The following is a 13382-nucleotide window of genomic DNA, read 5'->3' as shown; positions in this document are numbered from 1 at the left end:
AACCTTTAATGACAATTATGGCTTTATAGGGTAATTATATACTCATTAATTACAACTATCTAGGTTTTGCTTAACGGGTACTCTTTTACTCTTTATGGCTAAATTTATCAGGTTAAGGGTAAAAAAATACCCACTATATATAATGTAAGCAATGAGGTTCAATGAAGTTGCTGCGGCACAAAATTATAATACCAATCAGTATAAGAAGGGGTTATCTCTATGGTGAACATAAACTCACATACAAGAACTTCGAATATAGAAGTGATAGCATTGTTAACACACTGGACTCATTGAATTAAAAAGCCCGCAATGCGGGCTTTTTGCTATCTATAGCTGTTTAAACAATCAGCGTTTAAAAGCTTGCTGTTAATGATGCTCCGCTGTAGCTACCGAACCAGCTGCTGGTGAGCTGAACGTGGTAAGTTGCAGCTTGAGTGTTAGTGACAGTACATGTTTTAGGGTTGCCGCTACTGCTTGTTTTACAATCGTATACCGAACTTGTCGGTGTAGAGCCTGCATTTGCATATGCGATGGCACTGCTTGAGCTGCCGTTGACAGTAATGGTAAGTGTTTTCCCTGCTGGCACATCGATTTGATAATTGTGGGTTGCACCAAAAAATCCAGCACTTAGGTCCGTTTTAGCGACGCCATTTTCCATACAAACATCACCACAAACGGGTTCTCCACCTGGGCCGCCGTTGTCGGTTAATGAATAAGCCAGTTTGTTCACCGACAGAGGACCTGGACTTGTGACCACATCTTTGGTTGAACGGTCACTTAGCAAGGTTTCTATTTGAGTTGGAGTACGAGTGCCGTCTTCGCTTAAATATACCGCTGCAACACCGGCAACATGAGGGGAGGCCATTGAAGTCCCGCTGATGGTATTGATGCCACCATTTATCCAGGTTGAGGTGATATTTCTACCCGGCGCAAAAATATCTAAACATGTACCGAAGTTAGAAAAGCTTGAGCGCGAATCATTGTCGTCAGTTGAACCAACATTAATGGCACTGGCTTCTCTTGCTGGAGAGTAATTACACGCATCTTGGTTGTCATTACCCGCAGCCACAACAAAAGTAATGCCGGCAGCAACTGCGTTACTGACTGCATTATCTAAGGCTTGCGAAGCACCGCCGCCTAAGCTCATGTTAGCAACTGAAGGGCCTGTGGCATTTTGGGTGATCCAGTCAACGCCAGCAATCACACCTGAATTTGTACCTGAACCTTGGCAATCGAGTACTCTGATGCCGACGATGTTGGCATTCTTTGCTACGCCGTAAGCTGCACCACCTATGGTACCTGCTACATGAGTACCATGGCCGTGACAATCTGTAGCATCAGCATCATTATCAACAAAATCCCAACCGTGAGATTGACGACCACCAAAATCAGAGTGAGCAGATACACCGGTATCAACAACGTAGGCTGTGACACCCGAACCATCGTAGTTGTAGTTATAATCACCGCTTAAGGGCAAAGCACGCTGATCGAGACGATCTAATCCCCAAGTCGCGCCAGCTTGAACAGCAGAAGCCCCTATTTGTGGTGAAACCGACATGATTTGGTCTTGCTCAATAAAATCAACGCTTGGATCATTAAGTAGGTCTTTTAATTGTTCTGGTGTTGCATTAACTAATACTCCGTTTAATACGCTACCAAAATCCTTTTTAATATTAATGCCAAATTTTGTCGCTATTGTATTTGCCTGTGACTTAGCAAAGTCTGCAATAGACATGGGATTAGATAAGTCTAAGATGCTCGGTGTTTTAAATACAACAATATAGCTATCTTGAATCACTCTGCTTTTATCTACAGCGACTAAGGTTGCTTGTTCAGTTGCTTGTATTGAAGAGGCTGAGAGTGCAGCGGTAACTGCTAAAGATACTAATAGTTTTTTTTGCATTTATGTTCTCCGTTATTTATCTCGGTATTGAGTTTAAATTAATATTAATAATTTATTTACCGAGCCAACATAAAACATAATTAACTAAAATAAAACACCTATTTAAATATAAATCAACAGGATATCATTTGCCAACTTTGTCAGTTAGCACTAAAGTGCTAGGTATTTTTAATGCTTTAATATTTAAAGGTTAATGGAGTTTTTAACGAGGTTTAAACCACTATTTATAGGGTATCTGAGTGGTATAAACTATCACGACTTCATATTTAGCTGTAATTGACTGTGGCTTAAGTCATTTAAACTTACTTCTTACTGGTTTTATTTGTTTTTATATGGACAGGGTTAATATAGTACGAAATGTACTATGGTAGTGGATTTCTCTAACTTTGATATTGATAATCAGTTAAATATCAAACTAATAATGTAGTTGTTTACAATTAACATCTAAGTTAAAGCAATGTGTCATAGCATGGGTTATTTAAATTTGTCGAAATATTTTTGAGTGTAAGTAATAACAGTAGATATGATACTTTACTCTATTAATCACGGTTAACATCGAGAGGTGTTTTTATAAAAGGGGTTTGTCAGGGGAAAGAGGCGTTTCGCATATGTGTGGTTAATCATTATCAAAAGCTAGGGTGGTAGAAGGGCTGGTGAATATGAAATTTGCACCTCTATTTTAATATTATTTAACTTCAAGTGATCCATGTTTAAATACAGGTCGTAATGTCACTATCGGTTTTGACGTTCATTGTCGTCTAAACCGTGTGTCATGGATTTGAATGCGTCACTAGATAGTGAATATTTAATTTCTCAGTATGCCACACACCCTTTTGAAGAGACCCTTCCTCCGGTCTCTTCTTTTTTTATTTAACCTGAACTCGAGATAATGAGTGTCCAGATGTTCTGAAGCCTCTTTTAAAATCATCAGTTTACCTAGAATTCAGGTTATTAAATCATGGTTTGTATACCTATGCTATTTTTTCAATATTGTCAGCGGATTCATTTTGTACATTAACAATATGTTCTTCCGTGAGTGAATGCGTATAAATATCTTGAGGCAGCTGCTGTTCAAAAGCTTCAGTATTCGCCTCGATAAGTTTTCTTAGATCAATGGAAAATACCTGGAGTGAGTGATACATCCTAACGTTATATATGCGCGATGTTAGATTGGCTGCAACACCCCACAAGGTATAATCACTATTTTCTTGTTCTGGACTGATAGTATCTGAATGTTCTCTACTGGTTCCATTTGGAATATCGACGGTGTTTAACAGGTGATAGGCCATGTTGGTCAACTCATCTGACATTTTATCGCTGTCATCTTGTGTTGTCAGTGCTTTAGCGCAATTTACCTTAGGTTTGAAAATATGGTTGTTCATCAAGGCTGCACGGATAAAGCGGTCCGGCGGTGTTGAGCTTCCAGGCATTGAAGAGTAACCCGTTCCTTGAGATTTGTTGTTTATCACAAACTGATTTCCTTTGAATGGCATTGCATTCGTCGGTGTGACGCCGATATAACAGGTTAAGTTTTCTATTTGCCAAGGCAGTTGCGGATCGTTGGTTAACACACCGACTTGAGTATTATCGTAAACATTCACCTGACCTTTTATAAATTCGAGAACTAAGCTGTTTCCGTAGCTGTCATGTACCGGAAAGTGAAACAAAAATGCGGTTGGAAATGGATGCTCTTTTTCATCGTCGGAATAGAAGGGGTTGATGATCCGATACTCATCTTTTTTAGTGGTGAATGCGTGGCAAACTTCTTCACAATTTTTAAAGTTACTGAGCACGTAATTAACTAAGTTAACGTAGAGGATAATTTTAGTATTACATTTTACTAAATCTTCATCGGTATGGCTTTGATACTCAGTTGCATTCAATGTCATATCACCGATTGAGAGCCCATGCTGATTCATGCCATGTGATGCTAACCCTGTTCCTATTGGCGCCATGCCAACAAAGCTATATTTTCCGTTCCAAGAAGTAAGGTTAAGGTTATCTTGATACTTGATGTGTTCGAAGGCATCTGCATGCATGCTGGGTAACTTGCTAAGCAGTGTTTCTCTATCTTCATCCTTTGTATTTTGATTGAACTGATAATCTTTAGGTCTAAACATCAATTCTGTATTGAGGCGAAGCGCAAACTCAAGGGTGCGTCCCTCGATAACACCAAGTGATTCCTTTGCAACCTTATTCTTAAATGACTCCGACGAGATGAGTGGTGCTGGTATAGATAACGCTTTAGCTTTCGGGCTTGATAGATCGATAAGAAAGTTTGTACACATATTCGTTCCCTCTATTGTAAGGTGTGGCGGCAAGCCACTTTGCTAACCTGTAGAATGAATATATGTGCTGTGAGGTCGATAAGTTATTACGCTGTATTACAAACCGGAAGATGAATAGTTGGTCTGTTTTAGCTCGCTAAATATACAAAAAACCACTCACATCAGACCTTACTTTGTAAATTCTATTTCGTGTATTGCATTCGCGTTAAGTACTGATAACCTTAGCGCAATTGTGGTTTAATAATAAAAAAGCGAAATGACAAAACTATTAAAAACATTGCACAACTGGATTGGCTTCATTATCAGTTTGATCATGCTGGTTGTGTTAACAACAGGAATATATTTAGGTGGCGTTGATTTACTAAAACGTTTGGATGATAAAGGTCAGACTTACGCTGAGCTTACTCATGAAGACAAAGCTGAGGTTGTGGCACAGGCATTAGCGCTTTACCCAGACGCCTCTGGAGTGAAGTTACCCACTGAACAAGCTCCTTATGTTGAAGCCTATTCAAGAGAGGAGTCTACTTACCTGAGTACAGAACTTGAAAAGATAAGCTCTGTGGCAAGGGCTGACAATGAAGTGTGGCGCTTTATCTTCTTTTTCCACCGTAATTTTCAATTAAGCGATCCTGGAAAACACGTTAATGCCATCAGCGCCATTTTGGCCACGGTGATCATGTTTATCGGTCTCTATTTATGGTGGTTAGTGCGTAAAGGCTTTCGCTGGAAAAACACGCTGCCTAAAAATACCAAAAACACTGCGCTGATTAAGAGTCATATTCAGCTCGGTTTGATTTTCTCTGTTCCGCTTTTGATTATGGCGATAAGCGGTGCCTACATTACTTACGGAGTTCGCGGCAGCTCTACGTTAGTCGATAGTCGAGAAAAGCCAGTTTTAGCGCAAGCAGGTGATTGGGAAGCGCAGATTGTGGCTGCACAAAAAATATGGCCTGAGTCAGAGCTTGTGTCAGTCTCAAAACCTCGCAAAGAAGAGGTAGGGAGTTATCTCTACTCGCTCGGTTTTAACGGCGAAAATGTATTAGGTTTACAGCAAACTGACACCATTAAAATCGACCTATTAACCGGTAAGTTAGATTCGGCTCAAACCTTCAGTGATAAAGGCTTTATGTACCAGTTAAAATACGCTGCACGTTTTCTGCATGATGGCGCAAGAATGCCAACCTGGTATCTGCTTATACTCATCATCAGCTCGATTGTCGGCACATTCATGGTTAGCTTTGTGATAGTGACGTTCGCACGCAAGGAGATATTGGGTCGGATGAAAACCAGAACAGCAGTACGTTTACGCAAGGCAGATGTTTAATCGGTCTATCTGAACGGTTTAGTCTTTCCGAATCTGTTCCAGAATCCAGCTCTACAGTGCTGGATTCTGGTGTTACCGGAATGATGGGATAACGACACATACAGTGGAAGACAGGCTTTGTGCATATTATGTAACTGTAAGCCTGCTTTCTTTGTTTCAAATACACTCTTTTGAATCTTACCTCTTCTTAATCCTTGATAATCATCGAGGGTGAATATCCCATGCCGTGAATCCTATTGTTGGTCTGTCTCATATACCTAGGCAGTGTGAATACTCAAATCAACAAGATGCAATCTTGTTGATTATTGGTTTCTTTAATGTAACGGTGGTTTTCGGGTAGACTGTTGAATCAATGCCGAATGTACTAGCCAAATACTGATGGGTATAACAGTAAGCGAGCTGTATTGTTCTTAACTGTAAAGGGTTCAAATCTTGTCTATTTCAATATTGATTAATATTACTTGCTTCAAAAGCAGTATGGCTAAAGCTTGTCGAGTGTTTTGCCATCTTCAAGCTCTGTTATTACTTGTGCTAATTCCTCAAGTGACATTCGCTGCTGCGGAGCACAGTGTTGATATTCAACCGACTCCAGTTTGGGTCCAATCAGTAAAGACATCGAAGCCGGACACGATTCCAGTTGATGACATTGACTCAGGTAATTATTATTTATTGGTGGATAACCAAGTCAAGGTCGATGAAACCAGTCCTCAGGTTCGTTTTACGCGTTTACAACAGTTGGTGGTTAATCAAAGAGGATTGGAGCATAACTCTCAGATAGAAGTGGATTTTGACCCTTTATACGAATCTCTGACGTTTCATTCAATTGCTATTCTTCGTGATGATCGAACCATAGATATGTTGCCAAGTAGCGACATCTCTTTGTTAAAGCAAGAAGGGCGTATCGAACAAGGCCTTTATGACGGGCGATTAACGGCTAATATTATTTTGGCCGATTTACGTATCGGCGACATAATCGATTATAGCTTTTCGGTTTCTGGTGCTAACCCGATTTATCAGGATATTTTTGCTTATAGGCGAAGCTTACAATGGTCTGTGCCATTGCACTCTCAGCATGTAAGAGTGTTGTGGGGAAAAGACAAGCCACTGCATGTAAAGATCAGAAATACAGAAGATAAGGTTAAAGAGTCTGCATTTTTAATCGATAGCACTCCTTATGTCGAATACACCATTTCACGTTCAGATAGCCCTGTATTGCTCATTGAAAGCAATACGCCATCTTGGTACAACCCTTTTGCGACTGTGTATTTTTCAGAAATAGATAGTTGGGGCAAGGTGGTTGATTGGGCGCAGCCTTTGTATAACAAGGCTGGCATAGCGGGGACGAGTGTTGAAGATAGTAGTGTTCAAAGTGTTATTGACGAGATCAAGCTTAAGATTTCTGAGCCAAATGAGCGGGTGATGTCAGCACTGAACTATGTTCAAGATCAGATCCGCTATTTAGGCCTTGAAATGGGCGTTAATTCTCATCAACCGTCATTAGCCGAAGACACTCTGGTTCGACGCTACGGAGACTGTAAAGACAAAGTGGTGCTGTTTATCGCACTACTCAAGGGAATGGACATTGATGCATACCCAGTGCTTGTCGATACTGCTGACGGCCTAGATTTGCCTTTGCAACCCGCTTCGATAAATGCCTTCAACCATGTGATTGCCAAAGTAGAAATGTCGGATATGACTTACTGGTTAGATCCGACCATGAACTATCAAAAAGGGCCTTTGCAGAGTATTTATCAAGCTAATTACCAATATGGTTTAGTGATAAAGCCCGGTGTTAAAGAGTTAGCTGAGATGGTGATTGATGATCCTCAGTCAATGCTAACCGTTACTCAATATTACGATTTAAGCGCTGGTGAAGGTGGTAAGTCGACACTTTCTGTTAAGAGCTTGTATCTTGGGGATCGAGCGCAGAATTTTCGTTATCAAGTTGAAGATATTGGCTTTAAGGCGCTGCAAACACTTTATGAAGATTATTATCGTGAGATTTTTTCTGATATCGAATTAACCGATAAAATACTCATTGAAGACGATAAGCAAACCGGTGTTCTGTCGACTCAGCAAGATTATGTGATTGATAATGCTTGGCAGCCAGATGGTGACAACTTTGATGTTGATTTTGCCAGTTATTTCATCAGAAATGCCTTGGATAAACCGAGTAAAGCTAGCCGTACTACACCGTATTTGATTAGCTTTCCAAATAAGATAGACCACAGGATTGAGATAAAGGTATCAAACGGAGACTGGGAGTTTCCTAGTGAGACAACTGTCGAGAATAATGCGTATTTTTCCTATGAATTCACATCGAATTTTGATGATGCAGCGAAAACATTAACGTTAACATTTAATTATCAAGCTAAAGTCGGGTTTATTGAAGCAGATAAAGTTGCTGATTACATTGATGCCGTCGACAAAGTTGAAGAGTCACTTTATTACACGGTGATGACGTATGGTGAAGGAAGCACGGCAGCTGTCAATGATATCGGTGATGCAATTTCATCTGCAAATGATGATGTGGAGATTAAAGATCAATTAATCATTTTGGGAGTACTGCTCTATTTCTTGGCGCTAATTTACGCGATTGCAACGTGGCGCATAGATTCAAGTAGCCGACCTGTTTATGAAGATGAGGAGTATTATCCGGTATCACGGCGTAAACTGTTATTTTTGTCGCTGTCTACTGGGGGGATTTACACCAGCTATTGGATGTATAGAAACTGGAAATATGTCAAAGAGTCTGAGCAGTTAGGCATTATGCCTATTGCTCGAGGATTTTTTAGTCTCTTTTGGTATTACCCGTTATTTGCCCATTTAGTTGAAGATAGTAAGGAGCGGTTTGCGAGGAACACCATTATGCCAATGAGCTTTGGTGTTGTTGGTGCTATTTTGTTTTTTATTGCAAATTACACTTATGATTCAGATAATTGGTATATTGTTGGTATGTTGGCAACGCCAATGTTGCTGTTTCCGCTTCTCAACTACATCATTAAGCTTAATGGTAAAACATCCCCAGCCTATATTGATAACTCAGCCTGGAAAGCGCGCCATAGCGTGATGTCAATTCTCTTCATTCCTTTGGTATTGTTTGCTGTTGGAACCGACTTAACCATTTTCCCGTCAAGTAAGATAATGACAGGGGAGCAGGTGTGGCAGCGTAACATCGACTTTATGAATCACAATGAGATCCTCAAGGACAATGAAGACATCGTGATGTTCTATAGTGACGGACTCATTAGCTATGAAGAAGATGGTAATGGCTTTACTGAGTCATCGGTATTTTCCTACTGGAAAGAAGATGACGAGCTTAATGTCATGGCAGCTGACTTTGTCGACGTTAAAGATCTGAAGGTAGAGTATGGCGACGACTCAGATCCGCAAACGGTTATCACGGTGCAGTTAAATGATGACAGTGATTTTTTGTTGATAATCTCTACCGAAGACAAACTTGATTTAACTTTCTATCAAAGTTTAAGAAAAAACTGGTATCAGGCCAACAAGCGGGCAGGGAATGAAGCTGGTTAAGTAAAAAATGGAACTCAGGTAAAACTGAGTTCCATTTATATATATCTTTTACAGGCTTTTAGCGCAGGATCATTTGGTCACGTTCTGGACCGACTGATACCATGCTGATAGCGACACCCATTAACGCTTCGATACGCAATACATAAGCTTGCGCTGCTTCTGGTAAGCTTTCAAACGTACGACATGTGGTAATGTCTTCGCTCCAAGGCTGCATATCTTCATAGATAGGCGTCAGTGCAGCGGTTTGTGGCCAGATTGGGTTTTCAGTATGCTCGCCAGTGTATGCGACACAGATTTTAAGGTCGCTCATGCCCGTTAAACAGTCAATCTTAGTCAGTGCGATTTCAGTTGCCGCTTGTAGCTCAACACCATTTCGGGTTGCTACCGCATCAAAATAACCCATATCACGTGGACGACCGGTTGTAGCGCCATATTCATTGGCTGATTCACGGAAGTTGTCTTGCTCTTCCATTGCTGTCACCAAGGTACCAGTACCGACAGATGAGCTAAATGACTTCGCCACGGCAATGATACGCTCTGGACGCAATGCTGGCAGACCACTACCAATACCGGCATAAGCTGCTGTCACGTTTGATGAGGTCGTCCATGGGTATTCGCCGTAGACTAAATCACGACCTGCACCTAATTGAGCTTCAAACAGTAAGTTAGCATTGTTGCTTTGCATTACTTTTAATGGCTCAGTCACGTTGCAGATAAACTCACGCCAAGGAGCAGACACATCGAGTAACCATGCAGTCATCTCTTCAGCGCTTTGGCTAAAGTCACAGCTTGGGTAGAGGGCTTTTAATTGCGGCATTTTCCAATCAAGCATAAATCGAATACGCTCAAGTAGAACTTCAGGCTGCATTAACCAACCGACTAAAATCCCTTTTTTCATGACACGATCGCCATAGGCTGGTGCAATACCTTGCCTTGTTGAACCGTAAGCAGCATCGCCTAAACGTTGCTCTTCTAATGTATCTTCAAGTGCGTGTAGCGGCAGACATAAAGTTGCGCGATCAGAGATGTGCATTTTTACATTCACACCAGCAGCTTTAACTTCTGCAATCTCTTCAGTCAAGGCTGCAGGGCTGATGACCATGCCAGGACCGAGGATTGCGGTACAATCAGGGTTGAATATGCCACTAGGAAGTTGGTGTAATTTGAAGGTACCAAAGTCATTGACGACAGTATGGCCCGCATTATTTCCACCTTGAAAACGAATGCTTGCGGCAGCGTCTGACGCAAGAAAATCAACGATACGGCCTTTGCCTTCATCGCCCCAATTAGCACCCACAACAACAATAGACGGCATAACTCACACTCCTAAATAATTAAGAGGCTATGCTAATTGAACTGTCTAGATATGAGAAATTAATAATTATTATCGGATTGATAAGGATTTCATATATCATAGTGGCGGTTCAGTTAAACAACGAGGTAGAAGGGCATGCTTGAGCTCAATTGGTTAAAAACATTTGTCACCTTAGCGGAGCAGCAACATTTTGGTAAAGCGGCTGCGGTGCTGCACATGACACAGCCGAATGTTAGTTTGCACATCAAGCAGTTAGAAAGTACCACTCGGGTGAAATTGATTGAGCGTAATCCTTTTCATTTAACTGAAGCAGGCGTTCGTTTGTTGCAGAGCAGCCATAAAACCTTGATGGAATTACAGGTTTGCCAAGCTGATTTAAATGCGATTAACGATCTCAGTCAAGGGACACTGACCATAGCGGCCAGTGACATTATCTCTCGCTTGTTGCTGATCTCGCCATTTCAGTTGTTCAAAGCGCAATTTCCGGGGATCGATTTTTCGCTGTTAAATACCACCTCATCACAAGCATCAGAATTGGTAAAAAGCGCACAAGCCGATTTGGGTTTTGTGATCGCTCAAAAAGAGAGTCAGCCACTGCATTTTACTGAATTACAACAGATACGTTGGTGTGCACTAGGGGATAATTTAGCGCAATGGCAGCAGGCTATGTTGCAGCCAGAACGAGTATTAGAGAGTGAGCCGACGTTGATTTTATTAGGCCACGATACCCGAACTCGCGACCTGCTTGATTCAGCCTTGCCATCGCTGAATTTACCAACCTATAGGATCATGGAGGTTGGCAGTGTGGATGCGCAAATAGATTGGGCCGAAGCTGGCTTTGGTGTGGCGATAGTGCCTGAATTTTCAATTCATACGAAACGAAACCTTAAGACCACTGTGACACCATTACCGCAATTTCCGACGACCAGTTTGGGTTACATTGTGCGCCAGAATCAGATCCTGTCTAAAGCCATTAAACAGCTTTTGAAATGGGTTGATGAGGAGATTATTCGCTCGCAGCACTAACCTCAGCCCGAAACTCGCTTCTGTTCTTAACTATTCTTAAACACCAAGCAAAAGCCATTCACCACAGAGGACACAGAGGGTCACGGAGTAAATCAAAAGAAATAATGATTGTCTCCAGCTCTTCTCCGTAAACTCTGTGCAGCGAAGCGCAACAACGTCCTTGTTTAAGTGCCAGTTCAACATCCATGTTTCTCGTTCATTAGCTCATGGCTATGCCATATTCACCGTGGTGAGACGTTCTTTTGTCTTAATATAGAACAAAGAATGGATCCCGGGACAAGCCCGGGATGACGGCAGTGGCAAATGACCCGTTTTACTCGTGCTCTTACCGTCAGCGAAGCGTTCCGCTATCCTAGTACAAGTCGCTTTTGACGTTAATCCCAGCTCTTAACCTCGAAGCGAAGCGCCCTAGAAGTGAGTTTGCGAACGCTCTCGCAGGCACGAAGTGCCGTCCTAGCAGGGCGAAGCCCGTCCTTCTTAGCTTTAGTCCTAGCAGGATAAAGCACGTACTTTACATTCCGTTTGCGGCGTTAGTCTTGCGACCTAATCGATAATACCAGATAGATAAAGGCATAAAGATCAAGTTCATTACTGTGGTGAAGTTAAGCCCAAAGCCTGATTGATGTAAGGTTCGTAGTGCCTCTTTGGAGGCTGACCAATCAACTTGGCTAAAGAGGACATCTAAGATTAACCCGGTAGCAAGAATACTGAGGAACAGTAAGCCAACAATCCAGCGAGCTGGGGCGACACCGTAGTAGTTCTTGTAAACCTGCGTCATGGGAATCGTGATCACATCAGCAAGAATAAAGCCCATTACGCCGCCAAAAGATATCCCGCCGTGCCAAAGTGCAGCAGCCAACAGCAAGTTACCCACTGAACAGACATACGCTATCACGGCAACCAGAATACCTATCACCACATCAAGCAATGAATGCAACCAAGATGGCAAGATGGTTTGATTGTTAATGAAGAGTTCTCTCCACCAGTCCTGCGGAACTAACGCAATGAGTAGCGATGAAATCACCACACCGATGAGGATCTCTCTACCAATCATGCTGATGTCCATTTGGAAAAAACCAGCACTGTGCTTGAGCTTTGAATTGAATGAGGCATCGTTGGCAGGTTGAGCTTTATGGTCCATCTTGCCCATATCCATGGTACCCATAGAGCCCTTACTCATGTCCATGCCGCAGTCTGACATTGAATCATCAGGACTTTCTTTCTTCATACTGGACATATCCATACCGCAATCCGACATCGAATCATCATCAGCACTGTCTTTTTTCATACTAGACATGTCCATCTCAGAGCCAGACATCGAATCATCAGTACTCTGTTTCTTCATGCTCGACATGTCCATACCACAGTCTGACATGGCAGGGCTATTACCAAGCTTATCTTCTAAAGCATCGAGTTGTGTTTTTGGGTAAAAATGGAAAACGACGGCAACGATAATAATAAGAATGATCCCGCCGATGATTTCACCCCAAAGAAAATACCATCCGAGTAACGACACCAGTACGATAAACATCTCAAGAATTAAGTTGGTGCTGGCGACCAGAAAGGCCATAGCATTGGGCAAACTGGCTTTCTTTGTTAGTAAGGTTTTTGAAAGTGACGCGGCGGCATAGGAGCAGGATGAAGATACCATCCCGAGAAGGGTTACTAGGGTTAAGCTTTTGATGTTGGTGTGTCCAAGATGCTTAATGACTTGATCTACAGGCAGAATATGCCTGAGTAAAGATGAGAGCATCAAGCCAAAAGCTAACGGCCAATAAATTTGCCATACCATGCCACTCAACGTATCAATGACATGCATGATCACTTGCATTGCACTGTGTTCCATAACGATCCCTTTTAAATAAGTTAAAGACTAAAATGAAGAACAGAGAAAAGGAGCTCGGCGGCGTGCTAGGAGCACACATAATGCGAGCTTTTTGAGATACTTTAGCATAATAGTCCTGTTATTGGCGCTAAACAACACAACAA

7 protein-coding genes are annotated in these 13382 nt (G+C 41.9%); 3 read left to right on the top strand and 4 right to left on the bottom strand.

The genetic code is table 11. The features are described 5' to 3' along the window. Window positions 1-352: 352 nt before the first annotated feature. Together FN961_RS07110 and FN961_RS07105 are read right to left on the bottom strand one after the other, a co-directional pair. Complete coding sequence (locus FN961_RS07110) at window positions 353-1903, bottom strand: S8 family peptidase (protein ID WP_143563856.1); 1551 nt, start codon at window positions 1901-1903, stop codon at window positions 353-355. A 971-nt stretch (window positions 1904-2874) separates the two neighbouring features. Next, window positions 2875-4191 carry a linear amide C-N hydrolase gene (locus FN961_RS07105; protein ID WP_143563855.1) on the bottom strand — a complete coding sequence of 439 codons (1317 nt, stop codon included), beginning with the start codon at window positions 4189-4191 and terminating at the stop codon, window positions 2875-2877. 256 nt (window positions 4192-4447) lie between these two features. Between FN961_RS07105 and FN961_RS07100 the strand changes: the two genes are divergently transcribed. Together FN961_RS07100 and FN961_RS07095 are read left to right on the top strand one after the other, a co-directional pair. Next, on the top strand, window positions 4448-5515 hold the full coding sequence (locus FN961_RS07100; protein WP_143563854.1) for a PepSY-associated TM helix domain-containing protein: 1068 nt from the start codon (window positions 4448-4450) through the stop codon (window positions 5513-5515). Window positions 5516-5947: 432 nt separating this feature from the next. After that, window positions 5948-9052, top strand: coding sequence for a DUF3857 domain-containing transglutaminase family protein (locus FN961_RS07095; protein ID WP_143563853.1), 3105 nt, complete (start codon window positions 5948-5950; stop codon window positions 9050-9052). Between the two features lie 58 nt (window positions 9053-9110). Here FN961_RS07095 and FN961_RS07090 read toward each other — a convergent pair whose 3' ends face one another. Further along, a complete protein-coding gene (locus FN961_RS07090) occupies window positions 9111-10367 on the bottom strand; it encodes an adenylosuccinate synthetase (protein ID WP_143563852.1) in 1257 nt (418 codons plus the stop codon). A gap of 135 nt (window positions 10368-10502) precedes the next feature. On the opposite strand from FN961_RS07090, the gene FN961_RS07085 reads away from it, so the two are divergent. Beyond that, complete coding sequence (locus tag FN961_RS07085; RefSeq protein WP_143563851.1) at window positions 10503-11393, top strand: LysR family transcriptional regulator; 891 nt, start codon at window positions 10503-10505, stop codon at window positions 11391-11393. A gap of 511 nt (window positions 11394-11904) precedes the next feature. On the opposite strand, the gene FN961_RS07080 is transcribed toward FN961_RS07085, so the two are convergent. Continuing rightward, entirely contained in the window at window positions 11905-13239 is a 1335-nt protein-coding gene (locus FN961_RS07080; RefSeq protein WP_143563850.1) for a permease, read from the bottom strand. Window positions 13240-13382: the final 143 nt, after the last annotated feature.

It is taken from the genome of Shewanella hanedai, assembly GCF_007197645.1.
Lineage (GTDB): Bacteria > Pseudomonadota > Gammaproteobacteria > Enterobacterales > Shewanellaceae > Shewanella > Shewanella hanedai.
The sequence above is the reverse complement of the archived record's forward strand: the minus strand, read 5'-3'. Positions and strand labels throughout refer to the sequence as shown.